This is a genomic window from Cerasicoccus frondis, assembly GCA_031296915.1.
GTDB classification, from domain to species: Bacteria; Verrucomicrobiota; Verrucomicrobiia; order Opitutales; family Cerasicoccaceae; genus Cerasicoccus; species Cerasicoccus frondis.
In genome coordinates this window covers 1-22,771 of sequence record JAVDPC010000017.1, presented here as the reverse complement: position 1 = coordinate 22,771, position 22,771 = coordinate 1, and the positions used below count along the sequence as shown (strand labels likewise).

20 protein-coding genes, 1 tRNA gene and 1 pseudogene are annotated in these 22,771 nt (G+C 55.3%); 6 read left to right on the top strand and 16 right to left on the bottom strand.

Features of this window, described 5'->3' with window-relative positions:
* Positions 1 to 7 precede the first annotated feature (7 nt).
* Positions 8 to 1,006, bottom strand: a complete 999-nt coding sequence (locus RBB63_RS13585; protein WP_309385147.1) for an AAA family ATPase — start codon at positions 1,004 to 1,006, stop codon at positions 8 to 10.
* A gap of 202 nt (positions 1,007 to 1,208) precedes the next feature.
* Between RBB63_RS13585 and RBB63_RS13580 the strand changes: the two genes are divergently transcribed.
* The gene (locus RBB63_RS13580; RefSeq protein ID WP_309385145.1) at positions 1,209 to 2,264 is read left to right on the top strand and encodes a hemolysin family protein; all 1,056 of its coding nucleotides are present in this window, start codon (positions 1,209 to 1,211) and stop codon (positions 2,262 to 2,264) included.
* A gap of 176 nt (positions 2,265 to 2,440) precedes the next feature.
* Positions 2,441 to 2,743 carry a hypothetical protein gene (locus RBB63_RS13575; RefSeq protein ID WP_309385143.1) on the top strand — a complete coding sequence of 101 codons (303 nt, stop codon included), beginning with the start codon at positions 2,441 to 2,443 and terminating at the stop codon, positions 2,741 to 2,743.
* Positions 2,744 to 2,922: 179 nt separating this feature from the next.
* Here RBB63_RS13575 and recN read toward each other — a convergent pair whose 3' ends face one another.
* Complete coding sequence (recN, locus tag RBB63_RS13570; protein WP_309385141.1) at positions 2,923 to 4,593, bottom strand: DNA repair protein RecN; 1,671 nt, start codon at positions 4,591 to 4,593, stop codon at positions 2,923 to 2,925.
* A 227-nt stretch (positions 4,594 to 4,820) separates the two neighbouring features.
* On the opposite strand from recN, the gene RBB63_RS13565 reads away from it, so the two are divergent.
* Positions 4,821 to 4,897: transfer RNA gene (locus RBB63_RS13565), tRNA-Val, on the top strand.
* A gap of 23 nt (positions 4,898 to 4,920) precedes the next feature.
* A complete protein-coding gene (rpmH, locus tag RBB63_RS13560; RefSeq protein ID WP_309385139.1) occupies positions 4,921 to 5,082 on the top strand; it encodes a 50S ribosomal protein L34 in 162 nt (53 codons plus the stop codon).
* A gap of 64 nt (positions 5,083 to 5,146) precedes the next feature.
* Here the strand turns inward: rpmH and RBB63_RS13555 are convergent, their stop codons facing one another.
* The 13 genes from RBB63_RS13555 to RBB63_RS13495 all read right to left on the bottom strand — a co-directional run bounded on the left by RBB63_RS13555 (position 5,147) and on the right by RBB63_RS13495 (position 18,053).
* Positions 5,147 to 6,229, bottom strand: a complete 1,083-nt coding sequence (locus RBB63_RS13555; RefSeq protein ID WP_309385137.1) for a DUF4339 domain-containing protein — start codon at positions 6,227 to 6,229, stop codon at positions 5,147 to 5,149.
* A gap of 63 nt (positions 6,230 to 6,292) precedes the next feature.
* The gene (locus tag RBB63_RS13550) at positions 6,293 to 7,114 is read right to left on the bottom strand and encodes an RDD family protein (RefSeq protein ID WP_309385135.1); all 822 of its coding nucleotides are present in this window, start codon (positions 7,112 to 7,114) and stop codon (positions 6,293 to 6,295) included.
* Positions 7,111 to 8,133: a stage II sporulation protein M gene (locus RBB63_RS13545; RefSeq protein ID WP_309385132.1), complete on the bottom strand. Its 1,023-nt coding sequence runs from the start codon at positions 8,131 to 8,133 to the stop codon at positions 7,111 to 7,113. The genes RBB63_RS13550 and RBB63_RS13545 overlap by 4 nt, the downstream gene beginning before the upstream one ends.
* 10 nt (positions 8,134 to 8,143) lie before the next feature.
* The gene (locus RBB63_RS13540; RefSeq protein ID WP_309385131.1) at positions 8,144 to 9,490 is read right to left on the bottom strand and encodes a DUF58 domain-containing protein; all 1,347 of its coding nucleotides are present in this window, start codon (positions 9,488 to 9,490) and stop codon (positions 8,144 to 8,146) included.
* A gap of 7 nt (positions 9,491 to 9,497) precedes the next feature.
* On the bottom strand, positions 9,498 to 10,460 hold the full coding sequence (locus RBB63_RS13535; protein WP_309385129.1) for an AAA family ATPase: 963 nt from the start codon (positions 10,458 to 10,460) through the stop codon (positions 9,498 to 9,500).
* Complete coding sequence (locus tag RBB63_RS13530) at positions 10,457 to 11,704, bottom strand: DUF4350 domain-containing protein (RefSeq protein WP_309385127.1); 1,248 nt, start codon at positions 11,702 to 11,704, stop codon at positions 10,457 to 10,459. Before RBB63_RS13530 ends, RBB63_RS13535 begins: the two co-directional genes overlap by 4 nt.
* Positions 11,701 to 13,377: a hypothetical protein gene (locus tag RBB63_RS13525; protein ID WP_309385125.1), complete on the bottom strand. Its 1,677-nt coding sequence runs from the start codon at positions 13,375 to 13,377 to the stop codon at positions 11,701 to 11,703. The genes RBB63_RS13530 and RBB63_RS13525 overlap by 4 nt, the downstream gene beginning before the upstream one ends.
* A gap of 1 nt (position 13,378) precedes the next feature.
* Complete coding sequence (locus tag RBB63_RS13520; RefSeq protein ID WP_309385123.1) at positions 13,379 to 13,690, bottom strand: B-box zinc finger protein; 312 nt, start codon at positions 13,688 to 13,690, stop codon at positions 13,379 to 13,381.
* Between the two features lie 36 nt (positions 13,691 to 13,726).
* Complete coding sequence (locus tag RBB63_RS13515; protein WP_309385121.1) at positions 13,727 to 14,755, bottom strand: DUF975 family protein; 1,029 nt, start codon at positions 14,753 to 14,755, stop codon at positions 13,727 to 13,729.
* 39 nt (positions 14,756 to 14,794) lie between these two features.
* A complete protein-coding gene (locus RBB63_RS13510; RefSeq protein WP_309385119.1) occupies positions 14,795 to 15,280 on the bottom strand; it encodes a hypothetical protein in 486 nt (161 codons plus the stop codon).
* 2 nt (positions 15,281 to 15,282) lie between these two features.
* Positions 15,283 to 16,173, bottom strand: a complete 891-nt coding sequence (locus tag RBB63_RS13505; protein ID WP_309385117.1) for a DUF4339 domain-containing protein — start codon at positions 16,171 to 16,173, stop codon at positions 15,283 to 15,285.
* Positions 16,174 to 16,251: 78 nt separating this feature from the next.
* Positions 16,252 to 16,848 (bottom strand): crossover junction endodeoxyribonuclease RuvC, encoded by a 597-nt coding sequence (ruvC, locus tag RBB63_RS13500; RefSeq protein WP_309385114.1) that lies wholly within the window; start codon positions 16,846 to 16,848, stop codon positions 16,252 to 16,254.
* 176 nt (positions 16,849 to 17,024) lie between these two features.
* Positions 17,025 to 18,053 (bottom strand): aspartate-semialdehyde dehydrogenase, encoded by a 1,029-nt coding sequence (locus RBB63_RS13495; protein ID WP_309385112.1) that lies wholly within the window; start codon positions 18,051 to 18,053, stop codon positions 17,025 to 17,027.
* Between RBB63_RS13495 and RBB63_RS13490 the strand changes: the two genes are divergently transcribed.
* Positions 18,052 to 18,594, top strand: a complete 543-nt coding sequence (locus RBB63_RS13490) for a L,D-transpeptidase family protein (protein ID WP_309385110.1) — start codon at positions 18,052 to 18,054, stop codon at positions 18,592 to 18,594. The genes RBB63_RS13495 and RBB63_RS13490 overlap by 2 nt on opposite strands.
* Positions 18,595 to 19,495: 901 nt before the next feature.
* Here RBB63_RS13490 and RBB63_RS13485 read toward each other — a convergent pair.
* Positions 19,496 to 20,368 carry an AraC family transcriptional regulator gene (locus RBB63_RS13485; RefSeq protein ID WP_309385108.1) on the bottom strand — a complete coding sequence of 291 codons (873 nt, stop codon included), beginning with the start codon at positions 20,366 to 20,368 and terminating at the stop codon, positions 19,496 to 19,498.
* 18 nt (positions 20,369 to 20,386) lie between these two features.
* On the opposite strand from RBB63_RS13485, the pseudogene melA reads away from it, so the two are divergent.
* Positions 20,387 to 21,664 (top strand): annotated as a pseudogene (gene melA / locus RBB63_RS23690) (alpha-galactosidase); the annotation flags it as partial.
* Positions 21,665 to 22,771 lie beyond the last annotated feature (1,107 nt).

Sequence of the window (22,771 nt, the reverse complement as noted above, 5' to 3'; positions counted from 1 at the left end):
AGTGGGCTTAAGGAACGGGAACCAGTTCGAGCACACGCGTCAAAATATCCTCGCGGGTTACTTCGTCAGCCGCCGCTTCATAAGTGGTGTTGATGCGGTGTCGCATGACATCGAGCGCCATATCTTTAACATCGTCTGGCGTCACATAACCACGCCCCGACAAGAAGGCTTTAGCCCGCGCAGCCAGGGTGAGGTTGATCGTCGCACGCGGCGAAGCCCCATATTTGATGTATGGCACGAGGCTTTCATCAACACGTGCCGGGTCACGTGTGGTCATGACCAAACTGACGATATAGCGGCGCACCGACTCATCGACATAGATTTGGTCGACGATAGACTGCATCGCCAAAATATTCTCCGGCGAAAGCACAGGCTCGATTGGAATCTTCGGCCGTGTCTGCGCCATGATATCGAGGATTTGTAGTTCTTCCTCCTCCTCTGGATAATCGACGACCACCTTTAACATGAAGCGGTCCATCTGCGCCTCAGGTAGCGGATACGTGCCCTCTTGGTCGACAGGATTCTGCGTCGCCAAAACGAGGAACGGCTCGGGTAATGGGTAAATAGTATCCCCGATCGTCACTTGGTGTTCCTGCATTGCTTCGAGCAACGCGGACTGCACCTTGGCAGGCGCGCGGTTGATCTCGTCGGCCAGAATCAAGTTGCCGAACAGCGGACCTTTGTGAGTCGTGTAGACATTGTCCTTCGCGTTGTAGATCAGCGTGCCAATTAAGTCCGCCGGCAAAAGGTCAGGCGTAAATTGGATGCGCGAAAAGTCGGAGTTCACCGCCAACGCCAACGCATTGATGGTCGAAGTCTTGGCGAGGCCGGGCAAGCCTTCCAGCAGCACGTGGCCGTTGGCAAGCAGACCAACCAGTAGGCGGTCGATCAGGTATTGTTGGCCAACGATGCGCTTGGCCAGCTGTTCGTAGAGGGCAGGCAACCACTGGTTGGCGTTTTGCACCTCTGCGGTGATTTGGGAGATATAGTCTTCGGTTTCAGTCACAATGGGGGCTGGTTACTGGGGGGATCAAACAATAGACTAGAACCTTAAGCTGGCTCTGCACAAATTAGAAGCGTTTTCTTCCAATATAAGTTAAGCAGCCAATTCGCACTCTGGATCAAAAAATAGAAAGCAGGTATTTGCGAAGAATCAGACCAGTTGATATTGTGCCAACACACCGGACATGTTCCAGTATTAGAACACCATGCTTCTCTTAATTACATATGTGCTGATCGCGCTCGGGTTTTCCTTTCTCTGCTCACTCCTGGAATCGACGCTGCTGACCGTTACCCCCTCGAAAATTGAAACGGCAAAATCCACCGGCAAGCCTTGGGGCGCGCGCATGGAAAAGCTCAAAGAGGACATTGATCGCCCGCTGTCCGCCATCCTCACGCTCAACACCATTGCCCACACCATGGGCGCGGCTGGCGCTGGAGCCCAATATGCGAAGGTCTACGGCAACGTTGGCGAATCCATTTTTGCCGGGGTGCTCACACTCGCCATCCTCATCGTCACCGAAATTATTCCCAAAACCCTGGGGGCGCGCTATGCGTTATTTTTCGCGCCGATTGTTTCGTGGATTCTCCCCTGGCTCATCCGGCTCCTCAGCCCACTGGTTTGGTTCTGCAAACAGATCACCCGGCTTATCACGCGTGGCAGTGTTGAGGAAACCCACACCGACCGCGCCGAGCTGCTCGCCATGGCCAACCTCGGCGAGGAAGAAGGCATCATCGACCGGCATGAGCGCACGGTTTTCCAAAATATACTCGAGCTGAACACTATGAAAGTGGAGGACATCATGACGCCGCGACCGGTCGTGTTTATGATATCTGAAGCGATGTCGGGCCAAGATTTCCTCGACGCCATTAAGGATAAACCATTTACCCGCATTCCAATTTACGGTCAAAATCGCGATGACGTCACTGGATTTATCGTTCGCTCGGAAGCGCTCTATCGCTGCGCTACCGAAGGCAGAGATTTCCAGCTTAAAGATTTGCGGCGGCCGATTCTCGTAACGCCGGAAACCGAATCCGTGGACGTGCTCTTTCATCGTTTATCCGAAGAGAATACCCACATCATGCTAGCCACGGATGAGTTTGGTTCGGTGGCTGGCGTTGTGACATTCGAGGACATTATCGAAACAGTGTTGGGTTTCGAAATAGTCGATGAAAACGACCGCCATCAAGACCTTCAGGCCTTTGCCCGTAAGCTCTGGCGCTCCAGGGCCGAGCGCATGGGCATCAGCATTGACGGTGATTAGTCAAACCGCAGCCAAAAGCAGAGTTCGCGCATCGCCGTCCATAAAGCAACTGACCAGAATCTTCAGCTTCAGAAATGCTCAGCAAGTGCTAATTTGAGCAATTTCAATTCATTGCCGGATTACCGAAAACACCGATTTTCCTTGCTAAACACACATCGCTTGATTATTTATAACATATGAGCGATATCCCATTACCCCCGAGCAATGCAGAAATGCGGCGCACTTGGGACGAGCGTGATTTGCGCCAATTTCGCGCTCAGTTCCTGATCGGAGTCATCGGCTACGGCTTGATTCTCCTTGTCATATTAGGCCTCATTGTTGGCCTCATTCCAGAAGAAGGCGCCATCACTATGTGGTGCGTTGGCTACGTAGTCCTCAGCCTCCCCATAGCGACCATCTTCCTGCTCAGCGGCTTAAAAAAAGGCCGCGACCACCGCCCAACCATCATGGAAATGTTCGCCGCCGGCGGTCGCAGCTAACCAACCTCTGGCTGGACCGATCGATTTTCATATTGTGCAAACACTTGGAGTCAAACAGGTTGCACGAAGATGCGACCTGCCTCTTTTGCTGTACGTGGCCTTCCTCTTGACCAGACAGCAAGGGATCGCTCAACAAATTCGGCAAATCCTCTCGCGCATCATTTTTGCACTGCAAAAATCTATCGATGCAATGGAACGTTGCTGGACATGAGTTGGCGAGCGTGTTCACGGGCGGAGCTGGAGTCGCGGTCGCCCAGCATACGGGCGAGCTCGCTTTCGCGCAGCGCTTTATCTTCGTCGATGCGGCGAATGGAGACCGTGGTCGAATCCTCGTCTTGGCCCTTCTCCACCAAAAAATGCTGTCTCGCGAGCGCGGCGACTTGTGGGAGGTGAGTCACGCAAAAGACCTGGTGATCACCCGCCAAGGTCGCCAGCTCACGCCCTACGGCAGCGCCAATTTCGCCGCCAACGTTGGCGTCTACTTCGTCGAAGACGAGCAATGCAGTTGAGTCCGCTTTGGCCAGAACGGCCTTCAAGGCCAGCATTACGCGGGCGGTTTCACCGCTGGACGCAATCTTGTTGAGCGGCATTAGCGGTTGCCCAGCGTTGGGCGAAAAAACGAAGCGGCAGTTACTGTGGCCGTAGCGCGAAAGCTTATCCTCGGTTTCGACCTCAATGCTGAAATCTGCTTTTTTGAAGCCTAACTTGGTCAACAGCTCTTTCGCTTGAGCAGCGAGGTCTTTAGCCCCCTTCAAACGATTTCGCCGGAGCTCATCGGCTTGTTTGCGGAGTAACTTCTCCAATTCACCAGCCCGATGCTCAAGCTTGATCAATTGCCCCTCCACGTTGGTTTGGGAACTGATCTTGCGCACCAAATCATCGCGCTTGGCGCGAACCGCTTCGGTCGTGGGACCGTATTTACGGCGGATTTGCAGCCAAGTCTGCATGCGCTGATGAATGGACTCCGCCTCACTGGGGTCGAAATCTCCACCGCTAGCCAAGGCATCATACTCTCCCGCAAGATCTTCTGCTTCAATTATTAATGCATCCACTCGCCCTGCCAGCACATCCGCTGCGGGGTCAATGTCCGCCAATTCACGGGCAGCGCGGAGCACACTGGAGGCAGCGCGGGCGGCTTCCCTCACGCCATCCCCGGTCTGCTCGGAAAGCTGACTGAGTTCACGGGCATTGTCCAGACGGTTGAAATCCCGCTCAAGCTGCTCGATCGACTCCTCTGATGGGTCAACCTCGTTAATCGCGTTGATCTGCCCCTGCAAGAACTCCGCTTCTTCGGGCGAAAGCCGCTCCGCTTTGCGAAGATTATCCATGTCGCGCCAAAGGCCACGCCAAGCATCGTAGTCAGCCTCGTATTTTTCCAACGCCTTGCCGTTCTTGGCGAAAATATCGAGCAGGGAGAGCTGATTCTTCTCGTGAAAAAGCTTTTGCGGCTCGCCTGGGCCATGGAAATCGATCCACACCTCACCCAACTGCTGAAGCGCAGTTACGGTTGCCAGGGCGCCGTTGATCAAGACTTTACCACCGCGCTTTCGGTGCAAGCTACGGCGCAGGATCAACGAACCATCCTCACAGGCAGGCAACTCAAGCTCCGCGAGCAATGGAATGAGGGCCGACCCGTCCTCCACATGCAGCGACGCCTCCACCTCGCACTCCTCCGCGCCAGTCCGGATGATCGTCTTCTCCGCGCGATTGCCCGCCAGCAGCGAGAGCGCGCCCAAGAGCACGCTTTTGCCAGCGCCAGTTTCACCGGTGACGGCAGTGAAGCCTGGCTCGAAGTCCAGGGAGACTTCGTCCAGTAGAGCAAGATTGCGAATGTGCAAAAATTGGAGCACGGTGGAGAAGGAAAAAGGAAAAATGTGAAAGTTGAAAGATCAACGTGCGGCTACTTTAAATATTTCCAACCTGCTTAAAAGCAGCAATCCTCTCCGCTCACTGATCGCTTGGATTCTGGATTTGTCCACAGGGCAGATCTATCGGTCCAGCTAGACGTAGGAAAAAAGTGAAAATAATTCTTGCCCAAGAGGGCTGAACTGTCTTTTTTCTGCCTTTTCCCATTTACGGGGGTATAGCTCAGTTGGCTAGAGCGCATCGTTGACATCGATGAGGTCACTGGTTCGAGCCCAGTTACTCCCACCATTTTTTAAACAGAACACTTCATCATGGATCCAACCTACCGTCCACATAAAGTTAAGCGCCTTCGCAAGTGCGGCTTTCGCGCTCGCACGAAGACCAAAGGCGGTCGTAAAGTCATCGCTGCTCGCCGCGCCAAGGGCCGCAAGCGTCTGGCTCTGATCAAGCATGATCGTCGCCTCTGCCGCTAAGGCTTAGCGTCCACAACAATTTTTTAAAGCGACCCGTCTGGGTCGCTTTTTTTTGTAGTCAACTTTACGATGCCGCAGGCTCCATTTTCTCAGTGCTCTCAGCTGGCTTTAAATCATCATAGAAACAGCCCAAGCCAGTATAGAGCATCGAGATGATATAGAGCATGCCAACAACCATGAATGGCAACATGAACAATATAACGATCGCTCCTAAAGTCTCATTAATTGCACTGGCCATACTCACTCCAGTGGACATGACCAACAAAAGCGCCATTCCAATCAAGCCGTAGAAAATGTAGAAACGCATCAATTTGACTGATTTGCCCTTGGTCATCCCCCACCCGATTTTGAGTGCGTCTATCGCTCCATCAGCCGTATCCACCAAGCTGAAGAACGCCATCGCAAAGCGGGCCTGAAAATACATGAATACAAACGCGACCAGCAGCATCCACAACAAACCGAGGCCGACAAACATACCCGCCATAGCCGAAGTATCCATCGTCTCTGGATCTTGCTGGCCCATGACAAGGAACAGCGCCGTAAAGGGCAGGTAGAACAGGAAAATAGCAAAAAACGTCAAAAAGGATGTGATGAGATGCAGCAGCAACGCTGAGCCATAGTGAGAAAAACCTTCAAAAATAGTCCCTACCCCCATCGGCTCGCCACGCGACAACATCAGCATATACGCACATAGGCCCAACATCAGCGGCCCCGTAACCAACAGCGGCCCCAAGATGGGCAAAAAACCGGACACGCTAATAACCAAGCCAAAGAGAAACACGGCGAGCATAGCAGTCTTCGAATTTCCCGATAAAGCGCGCCACGATTTGGCGCGTAGTTCAGAGTTTTTCGTCAGCCCCCCCGTCCCCTTGACCTCTTCGATTGGCGGCAATATCTCCTCATTGACCGGTAGCGGCATTGGCGGGCGAGTTTCGGCTTCTACTCGCTTGGCTTCCATCGCAGCCTCATAGGTGGCCCAATTGGCCATGCCATCGGTCCAAACCAACGTATCGGAGTTAACAACCCCTTGGGTCGTCAATGCTTGCAGTTCATCAGCCGAAACAGGCCCTCTTTGCTGTCCGTTTTCAATGTAGCACCAGCGCATAGTGATACAAAACTCAAAAACATCACGAAAAGAGTAAAGCACTATGTTGGCACATATCGCAAAATCCCTACTGCGAGAGATAGCCAGCACATACAGTACGGCAATCTAAACAGTCGCAGCCATCTCACGCTCGGGCGGTGACGTCGCACCGCCTTTTTGGGCGTTCTGCTGGTAGAGGCTCTCCACACAGTTACGGATTATTTGCTCATCCGACAGACCAAACACCACATCTTCCGGCAGTTTAACCCGCGTCTTGAACGCATCCAGCAGCTCAGCAAACACCTTTGCGCGAGCGGCGGGTTCCAATTGCTCGCGTCGCAATAATGCCTGAAACGCCAGCATCGCTAACTCGGGGGGAATGCGTTGACGCAGCACAGCCTCCACGTGCGGATGTTCCCGCAGGGAGTTAAATTTATTTTCCGGCAAACTGGATAAGTCCGGCTGACGCGGCGGTTTTTGACGCACCACCACCGTGCCTGCTGCGATGTCGCCTAAACGCTGGTAACGGCGATTCAAGACGCTGACACAGCCTCCCAGAAAATACAGTCCGGGCAAGCTATCCACGAAGCGTAATAAATTACGCAGCACGATCTGGTCATTATGCAGCTTGAGCCCATGCGCATCCACCACACGCAGCTTAAAGATGCGCTTACCGACTGTCTGCCCACGCCACGCCCACTCCAGCAGCCAAAAGTAACCGACAGAAAGCGCGAAGTAAGCCAGCAAGAACAACGCGCCAGCCAACTCCATGATGACGATGCTCATGAGCGAGAAGACCAACACCATCACGATGAGCAACGTCATGATGATCATGAGGTCAATCGCCAGCGCCAGTAAACGCACAACCGGGCTGGCCAACGTCATGGTGAAGCGCACGCCTTCGGGCGTCTCTACGACTAAAGAGTTATCCCGCTGCATGCTGCTCATGCCGTCTCTCCTAAAGGTTCGGGCCCGATCTCACTTTTGCGACCGGCATACGTGAGAAATGCGATCAACCCCACTAACTCCACAACGCCGATGCCGATCTTAACCGAATAAGGAATGACCGGCTCATGATACTGAGAAAAGAAGGCCTCGACCACGCCAGCCCATACGAGCATCACCGCCACGCCCCCCATTAGCGTTAATAAATCCGAGCGCACTTCGCGCAGCCGTAAAACCACGCCTTTGTCGCCATCGCGGAATAGCAAGGCCTGCCCCAGGACTAACCCCGCCTGCCCAGCCAAGAGTATCGCAGGGATTTCGATGCTGCCATGAGGCAACAACCAACCACAGAGGAACTTTGTTTCTCCTGCCAATATATAGTCCATCGCCACTGCCCCCAGGCCCACCCCATTGTAAAACAAGTTAATGATCGTCCCAACGCCTAACGTCATTCCAAGCGCGAGTGTAAAGATGGCCACCTTGATATTATGCGTCATCAGGAATGCGGAAAACGTGGTCTTTCCGGAAGACATGTTGTTTCCCCGGCTGGCCTCTTCTTCGGCGACGCGCTCTGTCGGAGAGCCACGCAAATGATCAAAACTAATGATCACTGGCTTGGAATCAGGGTCCAGCATCAGCGCCAGTGCGCCAAACAGAAAGCCAGCGAAAAAGGCCGCCATGACGAGCTTGAGCGCCCCAAAATGCCGACGCACCGTTTGCGGAAAAGTGATCAACAGCCAATTGCACATTTTCCTTAAAACCGGCAATCGCTGCGTCTCTTGAACTTCACTGTAGCCTCGTGAAAGCAGCGATTCCAAATAAGCCCGTGTCGCGGGATCTGCTGAAGCTGTGTTGATTTGATTCAGATCCGCCGCAACACGCTCCAACAGGTAATGAAACCGCCTCGCCTCATCGAGCCCAAGCCGACGTTTCGTGTTGGCTTCAAGTCGTTCAAGTATGCGCTCACATTCAGCCCACTCGGACTGGCGGGTTTGGATGAAGCGCTTGAGGTCGATAATCATAATGTGGCAATTAGATGAGCTGGCGCTGCTTGACGCGCAGGTATTGGTTCACGATTTCAACAGCCAAATTGTTTTGCTTAAGCAGCGCCAAGTCCACGCCGTCCTGCCTCAAGCCTCGGCAGAGTTCCGTCAAATCTGTCCAACGCAAGTGGCCACTGAGATGCCCGTATAAATCGTCCATGGTCTGTGGTTCATGATCCGGGCGAAATACCGGACCAATCTCGTCGCCGACGATCATATTAGCCAAGACTAGGTGCTGCCGGGTAATCATGCGCACGCGGCTCACAAAAGACTCCGCAGCCGATGGGTCGCTCAGGTCTGTCAGGAAGATCAACAGAGCACGCCGGCGCAGGCGCAAACGAAGAAACGAAAACAACTCATCGAAGTCTGGCGTTGTGCGATCAGTTTGCAGATCGAATAACGCATCTTGCACACTCTGCTGATGGGCGCGCCCAGTGCTGGCGCGCAGATAATTCGTGACTTGATGCGAAAACGTGATCAAGCCGAACAAATCCCCCTGCCGAGCAGCCACCAAATTGAGAATGCTGGTCACCGTTAAAAATCGCTCTAAGGCGCTTTCGTTTGGACCGCCATTTTCGCCCTCTGCAACGATGCGTCCGGATAATCGGGAATGGTCAACAATGAGGTAAATTTCGCGTGTTCGCTCGATTTGGTAAGTCTTCGTGACTGGTTCTCCGCGCTTGGCCGTGGCCTTCCAATGAATGTCAAACATGCTGTCTCCCGGCATATACTCCCGCAGTTGCTCATAGTCCCGCCCCTGCCCCACCATGCGCTGAACATGAGCGCCGACGACCCCACGATTTAAAAACAGGTTCGCCAACTGTCGACGATCACGCCTCAAGTTCGGATAGACGCGCACCTCAGATTGCGCAGGAAACACCTTGCGGAAGGTCCACAACCCGAGTTTAGACGTCGCCTCCGCATACGAGGCATTGATTTGATAGACGCCTCGATGACGCGGCGTCAGTTCCCAACTGCTCGACCAGAAATTCCCCTCCTCCGCCAGCGTGATGGGGAGCTTAGCTTGCTTTGACTCCAATGGTTCGTCCAACCCAAGCGCCAGATTAAACCGGCACGGAACTGATTCATCACGGTGGATAAAAAGTTCAATTTTCCCAGGGTTCCCCAAAGACAATCGCGTCAGCGCGGCCACTTCCACCCGAATGTTCGCCAAGGCTTGGCGCGACCGCAACCAATCCCACAGCGCTACGGCGAGCAACGCTGCATACAGCGTCACGCATATCCCCAACAAGGCAATATTCATCGGCGCCAGCAAGGCCGCCGGGCAAAGCAGACCAGCGAACAGGACAAGACGATTGGTGGGCGCAAACTTCATCGATTGCTTAACGGGGCACGGTGATGGCTTCCAGCAGTTGGCGGATGACTTCAGCCACGGTCAGGCCTTCAATTTCATACTCGGGCCGCAGCGCGATTCGGTGCCCGAGCACCGGCAGAGCAACCGCTTTGACATCATCAGGAGTAGCGAAATCCCGCTCCTGCAACACCGCCATCGCGCGAGCCGCCAGCAACAACGCCTGTGTCGCGCGCGGGCCAGCACCGACTAAAATGCTCTCGTGGTTCCGCGTTTTGCGCACGATGTTCACCATGTAGGTGAGTAACTCATCTTTGACTGTCACGGCGAGTAGTTGAGCCCTTGCCTGCTCCAGTTGATCACTGGTCAATACGGCGCACACATCTCCGCTGGCTAAAGCATGCTCTGGCGTATCGACCGACAACAGACGTCGGGCGAGCTCCAGTTCGTCCGCCTCCTCCGGGTAGCCCATATCGATCTTCAACATGAAACGGTCTTTCTGCGCTTCAGGCAGCGGATAAGTTCCCTCGTATTCAATCGGATTCTGTGTCGCAAAAACCGTAAAGTTTGAACTCAATTGATGATTCGTGCGATCGATGGAAACGGTTCGTTCCTGCATCGCCTGCAGCAAAGCTGCCTGAGTTTTGGCCGGCGCGCGGTTGATTTCGTCCGCCAGCAGAAAGTCCGTAAACACCGGCCCTTTCACCAGGACGAATTCCTGCGTCTTCATATTGTAGACATGCGTGCCAGTGATGTCCGCAGGCATCAGGTCGGGCGTAAACTGAATGCGGCCAGACTCACAACCGACCACCCTCGCCAGCGTTCGCACCAATAAGGTTTTCGCCACGCCTGGCACCCCTTCAATTAACGCATGACTGCCAGTGAGAATCGTAATGAGCGCCTGATCGATCACGGCTTCCTGGCCGATGATGACTTTGCCAATTTCCTGACGCGCTGCGGCGATGACTTCTTTTAACGGTTGAGTTTCGTTCATCTCAAGTTGATGCGGTGTTGGGTTAAAATTTCTTTGATGCGTCGGTAAGCCGCCACCGGGCGACGCTTGCGAGGCGCTTGTTGATCGTGCATTGAAAGTTCATCGCGAATGGCCTTTTGGGCTTCTTTCCAGCCCGCCATGCGTTGCAGTTGAGGGCCCAGTTTTTCCAAACGTTCAACACAGACAGACAGTAGATCCTCGGGAGCGATCGAACGCTTCAACAAGTTCCGCAAGCCAGTGTGCGTCGAGCCAGTCAAGCGCACGACGCCACCACTCATGCTGGTCGCGGTGTCTCGCACCGGCGTCAGCGAATATAAATTCCGCCAGACAAAAAGCGTCGTCAGTAGAGCAAGCCCAAGCGCCAATCCTCCCAAGCGATAGCGGCGCATGAGGATGACCACCCCGGTTGGCTCTTGTAATCCAAAATGCCATTCATCGAATATGGCTTGCTCCGAATCTCCATGCAGCCACCCCAGCCAGGCAGACTCTCGATGCAACAACAGCGCCTCATTCGATAATAAATAGGGGTCCGCCAATGCGATCACTTCGCCCTTTCCGTAGCGTTGATGCAGCACCACCGGGCCATTGCTCGTTTCGTAAAGCACTTCCCATTTCTCATCGAATTCAGAGAAATAATCCTGACCACGCCAAAAGACTTTCTCCGGCGCATCGACCGAAACAATCTGCTTGGCGGTCGGGGAGTCAAATTCGCCCTCCGTGATCTCCAGACTCCAAGTCGAAGGCATGAGTTCGTCTTCACTTGCCTCTGGCTCCTCTGTATCGGTCTCTTCCTCAGCAGGCGTCCGTTCCTTCTCATTTTCTTCGGCCTGATCATCCTCTTCCGCTTCATCGACATCGTCATCATCCCATTCGGCAAAGTCTGGGGTATTGTCAGCATGGGCAACGATCACGCGTCCTCCACGAGCAACGAAGTCCAGCAAGCGATTGGGCCCACTGTCTCGTTCAAACATCCGCTCTGGATAAACATTGAGCACGTACAGCGTCGCATTTTCCGCCAAATCTATTTGCCTCCAATGCCGGTAGTTTCGCTCCGACTTGATGCCTGGCAATGCATCCAACGACTCAGCCAAAGCCTTCGTCCCCAAGGGATCCACGCGTAAACTCGAACCGGGCGGAAACATATCCCCCCGCTCCAGCCTGACGTGCAGCAACTGGACCAATGCGAAAACCAAACCACCTACGCAGACCGCCAGTAACAGGAGTGCTTTGAAATGCTGCTTCACCACGCCAGCCCGATGTTGCGCAAGTAGCCCTGCATGTTTTCGATCTCGGGCGTCCCAACGGATCGCTCACCGTACCAGACTCCGTCAAAGAGGTTCGCACTGCATTGATAGGCGTCTAGGATGCCCCCCGAAGAGTCGCCACGCCGCATCAGCTCGCGACGGTAATCCAAGTTGGATTTATAGCGGGCGAGCTTGATCATCCCCTCCTCCGCCAAAAAAGATAGTTCAGCCAAAAACAAGGCGCGTAGCGCCAGACGATAATTTCCTTCGGCAATAAGCCCTTCGGCAATTTCAAGCCAGCGATTGCGGGGTAGCTCGTCCGCCCGAATGTCTTCGCGATTCAGATCGGGAATGACTTCCATCGCGGATGCATTTGTCGCCGTCACTGGCGCTGGGATGCGACTCTGCCATAAGCGCACCAGCACCCAGACGATGGCAATCACCGCCACCGCAATCAGCACATAAGTCATGGAATCCAGCCAGGATAAGTTCAGGTTCCAGTCGAAGGGCTCACTTTGCTTTTCGTCTTCATCGTCGAACCAACTACGCAGCCACTCGGCAAGGAGTTCAGATTGTGCTTTCATCCATTTCTGGAAATCTTCCAACCAACCCGGCGGCTCTACATCGCCACTGACTTCTTCTTTGGGGAACCGCCAAATGTATTCAGGCTGGCTCATGGTGTCATCGATTGCGTCATTAATGGACTCAGCACTAGGCGCAGCGTTACCCGCGGTTTCCGCCGCCAGCGGTTGGCTCAGCGCGAAGCCCAAAGTCAGCAAACCAACCAGCGATATCGCCATTTTCGCGGCCTTACGCGACGCGCTTTTCAGCGTCCTCAAACTGAAAAGCAAATCCTCACCACTTTGCAGCGACTCGATGTAAAAACAGCGCATCAAGTAAGCGCCCTTTGCCAAGGGATCATACGCTAGGTAAACCAAGGCAATTGCGATTGAACTCGCCGTGGAGTTCATCACCAAAAACTCTCCGCTACGGATCGCGGCGCCATCAACGCCCAAGAGTGTCTTTAATAAGAACGGAACCGTCATCAGCACAAGCAGCCACGTCCAATAAAGCAGCACCGCCAACAACGAGAGCATGCCCAGCAGCGACCATCCCTGGCTGGCCCAGACTCCCGCCAAGCGAAACGCCCGCACGCTGATAGACTTATCGCGTTCTTCCTCCGGCAACGCCGAGCGGATCATGACGTTCTGAAAGAAAGCGTAGCCATGCGACATGGGAAAAGTCAGCAACGCCAGTATCGGCAAAGCAAAGATCGCCGTGGTCTGCCACTGAGCCTGCAGCAAGAAAAGCCGCAACCAGTCTTGAGGCGCGAGCGTGGGTAATTCCTGGCCACGCACCAGACTCCACATGCTGCGCACAAACAAGGCCTGCCAACACCGCATCCATACGAACAAAAAGGCCAGCACGAGAGAATCCATTAGCAAGTGCTCCGCCGCCAAGCCACTGAATGACATTTCATTCCAGAAATAGAGGAACGCGATCAGGAACGGAACCGTCCCAATGAGGTAAGCGGCCCAAGCCCCCAGCGGCAATCGCCTGAGCAAGTGCAACGATTCCTCAATCAGGTCCAGCCCCGTTGATACGCCATCCTGCTGACGCCTGCTTCGGCGCAGGCGCGGTGGACGATCTTTCTTTTTCTTCTTCCGCCCCATATCAATAGTTCAGGAAGGAGCCATCGTGGAACTCACTTGGAATAGAAAGCAGGGTGCGGCCGATTAGATAGAATACCCACCACGCCAGCAGGAAGCCCACCCCTGCGCCCAAAAGCGACAACGCGCGCCCCCAGACAGGTGATGCCTCCTTGGTCTCTTCCGACAATAAGCTTGTCAGGCATGACTGGCAAATCACGCGCCCATCGTGCTCGGTCACGCATTCCCGGCAAAAGAATTTCTCGCACTCCGGGCAACGCGCAACGGCTTCACGATGCCCGTGAATCCGACAACGCTGCTTGATGAGGACAGACACTGGATGGCGAAAAATGGACGGTATTCAGGCTCCCGACTACAAGTCGTCGTAGAAGCGCGCGTAAGAAACGACAATGTAGGGCGCCAGCCAGAAAAACCCGATCCCCAAGGTCAGGATCGCCAGAAACGACCAACCAATGAATGAAAGATAGAGCCCGAAAAGCTTGCCTGTTGAGCCGCTCATCATTCTCCAACTGGTTTTTAGCGCGTCCATCACGCCCAAGTCAGGATTGTCCACCAGGAGAAAGTAACTCAAGCCGAACTTCAGTTGCACAAACATCGCAATGGCAAAAATAATGAGGACCAATACAAATATGATGACGCCAAAGATTGCCTCGCCAGCTCCTGGCTCACCACCCGAGTCAAACATCGGAATGGCAACGGCAAACATGACTCCGAAGATAATCGCCATTGGAATGATCATCATCAGCATCGGCAAAATATACACGCCGAACGCCCGCCCGAAGTCCTGGAATCCGCTGAACATGTAATCGTTACTGGATTCCTCGCCGCGCGAAATCATTAACATGTTGTTCATGTAGCCAAGCGTGAAGGGGCCACTCAACGCGTAGGGAACCAAAGCGCCGACGATTGGAATAAAACCGGCCACCATGTTGATGCCAAACTGTATCAACCAAATCAGGAAAGTGAAAAGCGCCGCTGCGCCCCATTGATCCGAAAGGCGATCACGCGCATGCGCTCTCAATTCAGAGTTGGGCGTCATGCCGCCAGTGCCCTCAGGCTTCTGTCCACCTGCAGATGCTCCTTCAATCAGCCGTTGGGAAAAACCACCGCTGCACTGTGGGCAAACGATTTTGTTATCTCCCAAGGGGATCAAGGTGTTCGATGGCGTCGTGGCGCCGCAGTTGGGGCAAGTCGTCAAGCCCTCCGTTCCGGCAGGAGCCGCAGTCTGCCCAAACACCGACTGGTATGCCTGCCACTCGGCCATGCCCTCTCGCCAGACCAGCGTCTGAGCCTGAATCACACCACGGCCAGCCAGTTCCTGCAGTTCGGTTTCTTCCACCGGCCCCAGCTGTTGATTATTATTTGAGTAGTACCATTGCATAGTCGTTTTGGGATGCGGGTTGATTTAAGTTATGAGCGATTATGTTGGTGACTGCGCCGCTTGCAACGCTTCACTCGTCAGTCGGCCTTGGATGGCCTCAATCCGTTCTGTCAGGTTTGCTTCAAACTTGCGCGCCTTCCGCGTGGTGCCAAACACGGGCAAACGCACAATCTGCACCGGCGTCTTCAAACCGACCGAGCAACTTCGCCCAAGGTAAAGTGAGTAGGCAAACAGCAACAAGGTCGGAACCAGCACAAACAAGCCGCCCCAGTTGGGTGCATTGGCTCCACTGGCCATCCCCATCAGGGAAAACAGCATGATCATCATCAGGAACAACTGAATCAGCACGGAACTGAAAGTGGGAATGCGCAGCAACGCTTGAATGTCTTTGTAATACAAACGGCGGTAGCGCTCAGCATAAGTGCCGTCGATCACCAGCAAGTGATCCTCGCCGAAGTAGACCTTCTGGCGCTCAAAAGTGCTTCCACCTTTTGCGGCGAGCTTGTATGGAGGCGCGTCACTCATGCCTAGAAGTCATCAAAGAAAGTGATGTAGCCCATCGCCAGCATAGCCAGGAACACGATTTCAATCAGGCCGATAATGATCGCAAAGATATAGCGGACCCTGCTGCGACGGACAATGCTGGTCGGCCCCTGTTTCCACTTCCACAGACTGATAATGACCGCCAATGGAGCCGTTACATAGAGGAGCGGAAAAACAACGATCGGCAGAAGCACGAGGGCCAGCGCGATGTCATCCCAGAGTTTCTTCGAGTCACTCAGCTTCGCGTTTTTGCCTTTGGATTTGATTTCGTTTAACGCCTGTAGGCTGATGATTTCGCCGTTCCACTCGGTCGTGCACAGGTCGCAAATGAAGCGCCCGCTGTGGCTGCACACGTTGGTCGCCGCAAACTGCGGGTGGTAAAAGCAGCTCGATTCATCCTCCTCCAGTATCTCCTTCGCCTCGGGGCCTTTTTTACGCCGGAGAAACGCGGGATACAAGTGAATGTGATGGTGAACCTTGGCGTATTCCTTCCCGTATCGCTCCACCACCGGCTCACTGGGCAACGGCATCATCAGCTTCGGGCGGTTAAGCGCTGGCACGCCTAATAATTCGGGCTCCGGTGAGGCTGCTTGAACCGGCGCCACCATTGGCGTCGCGACTGGTGGGATGGGCGGCCCCATTGCCCCCACCAACGGAGGCGGCGCGGCATTCGGGGAAGCTTCAGCTTCGGGAGGAAGAGTCGTTAACGCGCCTTGCGGAACGCCCGGGGCATTCTTCAACGGCTCCCAATTCGACATTGAGGAGCGCCAGACAAGGGTTTCGCCGTCGATCTTCCCCATCGACGCCAACTCGACCAGCTCGTCTTCGGACACTGGGCCAAGTTGCTCATCATCTATTGCGTAATGCCAATTCACGTAACGTATAGAAACCGCCGTTAAGCTAGCCTAGGCATTCCGCAGTTGACGAGTTCTTTTTTTAAACCGTGATATATTTTATGATCGCTGGCCGGTCATGGCGTGGCAGATCGCAGCGGCGGCGGCGTCCGCCTCATCCGAAGGCAAGTCCGCCATGAGCTTGAGATGCTGGCGCACCATGGCGGCGACCTGCTCCTTGCTCGCTCGGCCATAGCCCACGACTGCCTGCTTGATGCGCAGTGGAGCGTATTCAAAAATTGGCACTCCCTGCATCGCTGCGGGCGCAATCGCCGCTCCACGCGCCATCCCCATGATCTGCGCGGTCTGGAAATTCTGCACGTAGATAGTCTGCTCCAGAGACACACAACTGATGCGCTCACGAGCGAGAAACGATGAAACTGCCCGGGCAATTTCTCCCAAACAATCCGACTGGCTCAGCGCCGGCTTCAGCTTCAAAGTCAGGCTTCCCAACAGCTTGGCTGGCGCCCCCGGAGTGAATTTCACTACGGCAAACCCAGCGCCGCGCAAACTGGGGTCGATGCCCAACACTGTGCCGTCAAACGGTTCCCTCCTGGCCGCAAACTGAGCCTCGATCTCCGCGCTGGACACTGCGCCGGACACGCCCTGCCCCGCCAGCTTGGCGCTCCAGAGTGATCGTGCCGATTTCCGTCCCATACCCCTAGGACAACCCAAGGCTCGCCCCCTGGCAACGCTGGTTTTTACCCGGATGGCGACACACGCTGACCTGGCTTCAAGCCAAACGTTTGGGGGACTCTTAAACGCCCAGAGCTAATCTGCCTCACGCATTGTCCGAAGCAAAATCTCCGGATGCAACCGCTGGTTGCCCGCGGCTAGACGCTAACCTTGGGCGTAACGATGTTGTCGGCCACAACCAGCTCGGCTATCTGCACGGCGTTGAGCGCGGCGCCCTTCCAAAGCTGGTCACCAACGACCCACAGCGCAAGGCCGTTGTCGAATGCCGAGTCCCGGCGAATGCGGCCGACGCCGCACTTTTCCTTGCCGGAGAAGTCGATGGGCATCGGGTATTGCTTTTCGGCGGGGGCGTCGACGAGCTCAGCGCCCTCGAATGCAGCGACAATCTTTTGGGCGCGCTCGACGTCGACGGGCTGTTCGAACTCAGCGTTGATCGCCATGGAGTGCGCGCGGAGCACCGGCACACGGACGCAGGTCGTGGACGCCTTCAAATCAGGCATGCCCATGATCTTGCGAGACTCGTTGATCATCTTGTGCTCTTCCTTGGTGTAGCCGTCGTCGTAAAAGACGTCCACATGCGGGATGAGGTTGAAGGCGATCTGGTGCGGAAATTCGCTGACGGTCATCGGCTCCCCCTTCGACCAGGCTCGGAGCTGGTCTTCGAGCTCGGCCATGGCGGCGGCGCCCGCGCCGGAGACAGCCTGGTAAGTCGCCGCAAAGAAACGCTTCAGCCCGAACTCACGGTGGAGCGGGTAAAGGCCCATCAGCGCGACGGCGGTTGAGCAGTTGGGATTCGCAATGATGCCCTGGTGACCACGCGCGGCCTCGGGATTGATTTCCGGCACAACGAGCGGCACCTTGGGGTCCATACGGAACGCCGAAGAGTTGTCGATGGCAAGGCAGTCCCGCTTGGCGGCTTCGGGGCAGAGTTCGGTGGACAAGGAACCGCTGGCGCTGAAAATGGCGATGTCCAGCGTGTCAAAGGATTCGGGCGTGGCTTCCTGGACGGTCCAGGTTTTGTCCTGCCAGGTGATGGTCTTGCCAGCGGAACGGCTGGACGCCAACAGGACGAGCTCCGACATCGGGAAATTTCGACGATGGAGCAGGTCGATCAATTCTTGACCCACGGCGCCAGTTGCGCCGACTATGCCTACACGATAACTCATGGATGTTGCCTCTATTTATCAGCGCTTACTCGCGGTTTGCCAGGAGCGCCAAGTGAAACCAAACAAACATGCTCTCTGTGTCTCAATTTGCGAGCAAAAACTTTTCGCACTAACGGACGGCCAACTGCGAAAAACCTACGCCGTATCGACCTCGCGCAAGCCGCCGAGCTGCGTCGAAAACTCCCTCGGCACGCCGACCGGGCTCCATGTGATCGAGGAGAAAATCGGCGACGGTCTCCCCACCGGAACCGTCCTCAAGGGCCGCGCGCCCACCGGCGAGAATTGCTACGAGCTCGACGCCGAACGCAATGCGGAAAACCTGATCACCACCCGCATCCTGTGGCTGCGAGGGCTGGAGCCGGGAGCGAATTCCGGAGCAGGCGTCGACACCCACGACCGTTACGTATACATTCACGGCACCAATCAGGAAGACCGCATCGGCCAGCCCAATAGCCACGGCTGCGTGTTGCTGAGCAATGCGGACGTGATCGAGCTATTCGACGCCACCCCGAGCGGCGCACTCGTGTGGATCGAGTTGTAGCATCTTAGGGTGTGTTCGAAAATGCAAAAAAGCTATTTCAACAGGTGGAGCCCGGTGTCCCTACCGGGCTTGTTTCATCCTGATGGTTAACGGAGAGGCAATACCAAGCCCGGTAGGGACACCGGGCTCCACCTGTTCGAACAGAACTAGCATATAGATCCACCACACGGCGGCGTTTCAAAGCTCGGAAAACTGCGCTGAGTGGGGCCAAGGGGGGGGGGGGTAAATCCACCGTAATTTCATATCAAAGAACACTGCCCTACCCGCCCGCTCGCCGGGACGAGGCGCAGGTGGGGCGCAGACGGCTCAGGGGCCGCCGGCTGGAGCGACGGATATCTCCGTTGCTCACACGTCGACGCGGCGCTGACCAGGCTGGCATAGGGCGTCGTGCAAAGAGTGGATCAAGCGAAAAGCTGGGCGTCGCGGACTGGTTGCTGTCACCAAGTCAGCCCGCGAATAAGCCCGTTTGCCCGTCACGCAATGCACGCGACCGAATGGCCCCGCATAGCGTCGACTGGGATACCTCGCGCTGGTCGCTATGGCGGATGTGTTTCGGGGAAGAGGAAGTTCATAGGTTTGGAGGTTGGGGAAATGTGGGTAATGTAGGTAATGTGGGTAAGGTAGGTAAGGTTTTGGGGAGGCCGCATTGGCCGTAGCATAGGCGTCCCGCCTGTGCCCTGATTTCCAACTGACTGAATACACAGGCGGGACGGGACGCTTCGTAAAGTGCTCAATAAAACACTAATCATTCAGCGCATTGAGCCAAACAAAAAGTGAACGCACGAGCATTTTATTAGTGAGTGGCTTTCACTATTAACTCGCGCTGGTAATCAACGACTTACATACGCGAGAACCGGCGTTCAAAGCAACCACAGAGCCTGCTGACTCTGACATGAAAGATTTATTTGACGCTGCGCTCCAGATAGCGCTGCCGATATTTGCTGGGAGAGAGCTTGAAGCGCCGGGCAAAAGCGCGGGCGAACCCATCGGGGTCCAGGTAGCCGCAGTGCTGGCCAATGGCCTCAATGGGAGCCGTGGTGTGGCGCAGGTAATCCCGCCCCGCCTGCAAGCGAAGCTCCTGCAGCTTTTTGCCGGGTGACTGGCCCCATCGCCGCGTCAACTGACGGGTTAAATGCTCGCGACTGACTCCTGCAGCCCGGGCGACTTCTTCCATGGTTATGGGCATGTGGAAGCGCCGCTCGATGTACTCCGCTGCGTAAGCGATTGGGTCGCGTTCGACTGGGATGCGACTGGCGTCCCGTAACAGGGAAGTCAGCAATTCATAGATCAGCAACGACTCATGCAGAGAGTCCTGAAATTGCTTTTCTTTGAATCGGCGCCCGACCTCGTCGAGCAAGCGCCGGGGTTCGGACTGTTTAGGCAAAGGCATGACACCACCGCTCAGCCGCACCAGTTGCTGAAATATCTCGGCGCATTGCGGCCCAACGATGGTGAGAAAATCCAACACATAGGGCGTTTTACTTTCCTCCGCGTAGCCATACCTGGAGTCCTCCTCATGCCAGAACAACATCGCATGATTCGCGGGGACCAGAGCACGCACACCGTTGCGCTCAATATACCCACAACCGCTAACGGTATTTTGAATACAAAACAACATCTGCTCACCGCGCACGCGATTGTCCCAATTGTAGCGCCGAGAGCTACGGGTCTCACGCCCAGCCCAACAGATCTTATACGAGTCGACCATTAGCGGAATATCACAATTAACCGGAATTTTGTCAAATACTTCAAGTTGCTGTTTGAGTGTTTCCATACTCTGATAACAACCACTATGTCTTGTAAAATAACCCTTATCGGCGCAGGTTCCGTGGTCTTCGCCAAGACTTTGATCGGCGACATCCTGCAATTTCCCGAACTGTCCGATGCGCATATTTGCCTGATGGACATTGATCCCGATCGCCTGAAGGTCGCGGACATCATGATGAAACGCGTCGCGCAATCCCTCGGCGTCAAGGCGACTGTCACCTCGACCATGGACCAGAAGGAAGCGGTCCAAGGCGCCAAGTATGTCATTTGCACGATTCAGGTTGGCGGCTACAAGCCCTCCACCATGCGGGACTTCGACATCCCCAAGAAGTATGGCTTGGAGCAGACTATTGCCGACACGTTAGGCGTTGGTGGGGTGTTTCGCGCGCTGCGCACGATCCCGGTCATCAATCAAATCGCCAAAGACATTGCCGATCACGCACATCCGGATTGCCTATTCCTGAATTACACCAACCCAATGGCGATGAACTGCATGGCGGTGGACGCCGAGGTGGGCATTCCCCACGTGGGTCTTTGCCACTCGGTGTTTGGCACGGCGCGCATGCTCGCCAATCACACCCATTTGCCCATGGATGACGTCAGCTACCTGGTGGCTGGCATCAACCACATGGCGTTTTTCCTGAAGTTCCAATACAAGGGCCGCGATGCGTATCCGCTGCTTTACAAGGTGCTGGAAGACCCGAAACGCGACTTCGAACTCGTGCGCTACGAAATGATGCGCCGCACCGGTTACTTCGTCACTGAGAGCTCTGAACACCAGAGCGAATACGTGCCGTATTTCATTCACCACGGCCAGGAGATGATCGATAAATTCAAGGTGCCGCTGGATGAATATCCACGTCGCTGTGAAGGCATCATGGCGTCCTGGAAGGAGACCGAGGCAAAGCTGATTGGCGAGGGCAATCACCAGATGATCGTCAATCCGCAGTCCCACGAATATGGCAGCTACATCATTCACTCGCGCGAAACGAACACCCTGCGCACGGTTTATGGCAACGTGCCGAACCGGGGCATCATCAAGAATCTGCCGGACGATTGCTGCGTCGAAGTCCCCTGCCAGGTGGACGCCATCGGGTTGCAGCCAACGATGATTGGCAACCTGCCGCCGCAGCTCGCCAGCATGTGCATGACCAATGTCAACGTGCAGCAATTGACCGTTCAGGCGGCCTTGACCGGTAAGCGCGAGCACATTTACCACGCCGTGATGCTCGATCCGCACACCAGCGCCACCTTGCCCTTGGACAAAATCTGGGCCATGTGCGACGAACTGATCGAGGCGCACCAGAGCGACGGCTTCCTTGGCGAGTTCGCCCCCGTCATCGCGAATACCGGTCGCAGCTATGCAGGCGTTGGCGACCAGTTGATTGCCCGCGCCAAGCCCAAGGGACTGCGCTTCGACCAAGTGGGCAGCGAGTTTGAAATCGTTGTTGAAGTCGAAAACCCAAGCCTCTCGGACGCCGACTTCACCGTGTCAATCGCAGTGGAAAGCGAGGCCGTCAGCTTTGCATCGCAAAGCGCCCAGGTCAGTGCGCCTGCCGGACAGTCGACGACCATTACTTTGCCTGGCAAAGTAAACGCCGTGAGCGAAGAGACGGTCGGAGTGACCCTCACCGCCGATGCCGATCATGTGCTTTGCGTGGACACCGCTCTGCGCCCATATCCGGTGATCACGGCCAACGAAGAAGGCGCCGCCGAATTTAAAATCGACCTCTCGGGCTTCCCTTGCGCTGCGGGTTCGCTGCTGCGCGATGGCGACAACATGATCATCAATATTCGCGTCGAAGACTCAGACATTCAGACGACCAACCGAAAGTTCCAAACTGGTTCAGCCGCCGAGTTTTACTTTGCGGATAGCAGCGCCGACACCGTTCAACACGTCATCCTGCTGGCCGACTACAATGGGGAAGTTACATTCGTGGACGGCAAGCGTGAACCGGTTCCAGGAGCCACGTTTGAGTTCACCAAGAAGGAGCTCTATTACGAAGCGAAGATCACCGTGCCCGCTGCAGAAATCAGCACGACGCAGGATGCCTTCTTCTTCGATTGCTCGGTGAACCTCGGCGCCTTGGGCGACGCCCACTCCGGCGGCCGTTCATCACTCAGCGGCGGTAAGAAAACCTGGGAAGACATGACCCAAGCGCACCTGATCGACCTGGTGCCAGCCTTGGCCGGCGTTTGAGTGGACCATTCAAACTGATAATGCTGCTCCTCGCAGCACCGACACGAAAAGTGGGCGAACGATCTAGCCGGAGCTTGGCTTCGGCTGGATTCAACGCGGCTGGGGCGACACGCCAGCCATGCTCACAACGAAGCTAGAGATAACATGAAGTTGCCGGGTCCAGCACTTGCTCAACCCGGCAACCGATGATAGATATAAAACAACACCTGG

Excerpts from the sequence above, each read along its gene's own strand:
- RBB63_RS13580 (WP_309385145.1), top strand. The coding sequence starts at position 1,209 with ATGCTTCTCTTAATTACATATGTGCTGATCGCGCTCGGGTTTTCCTTT.
- RBB63_RS13575 (WP_309385143.1), top strand. The coding sequence starts at position 2,441 with ATGAGCGATATCCCATTACCCCCGAGCAATGCAGAAATGCGGCGCACT.
- rpmH (WP_309385139.1), top strand. The coding sequence starts at position 4,921 with ATGGATCCAACCTACCGTCCACATAAAGTTAAGCGCCTTCGCAAGTGC.
- RBB63_RS13550 (WP_309385135.1), bottom strand. The coding sequence starts at position 7,114 with ATGAGCAGCATGCAGCGGGATAACTCTTTAGTCGTAGAGACGCCCGAA.
- RBB63_RS13545 (WP_309385132.1), bottom strand. The coding sequence starts at position 8,133 with ATGATTATCGACCTCAAGCGCTTCATCCAAACCCGCCAGTCCGAGTGG.
- RBB63_RS13540 (WP_309385131.1), bottom strand. The coding sequence starts at position 9,490 with ATGAAGTTTGCGCCCACCAATCGTCTTGTCCTGTTCGCTGGTCTGCTT.
- RBB63_RS13535 (WP_309385129.1), bottom strand. The coding sequence starts at position 10,460 with ATGAACGAAACTCAACCGTTAAAAGAAGTCATCGCCGCAGCGCGTCAG.
- RBB63_RS13525 (WP_309385125.1), bottom strand. The coding sequence starts at position 13,377 with ATGGGGCGGAAGAAGAAAAAGAAAGATCGTCCACCGCGCCTGCGCCGA.
- RBB63_RS13515 (WP_309385121.1), bottom strand. The coding sequence starts at position 14,755 with ATGCAATGGTACTACTCAAATAATAATCAACAGCTGGGGCCGGTGGAA.
- RBB63_RS13510 (WP_309385119.1), bottom strand. The coding sequence starts at position 15,280 with ATGAGTGACGCGCCTCCATACAAGCTCGCCGCAAAAGGTGGAAGCACT.
- ruvC (WP_309385114.1), bottom strand. The coding sequence starts at position 16,848 with ATGGGACGGAAATCGGCACGATCACTCTGGAGCGCCAAGCTGGCGGGG.
- RBB63_RS13490 (WP_309385110.1), top strand. The coding sequence starts at position 18,052 with ATGGATGTTGCCTCTATTTATCAGCGCTTACTCGCGGTTTGCCAGGAG.
- RBB63_RS13495 (WP_309385112.1), bottom strand. The coding sequence starts at position 18,053 with ATGAGTTATCGTGTAGGCATAGTCGGCGCAACTGGCGCCGTGGGTCAA.
- RBB63_RS13485 (WP_309385108.1), bottom strand. The coding sequence starts at position 20,368 with ATGGAAACACTCAAACAGCAACTTGAAGTATTTGACAAAATTCCGGTT.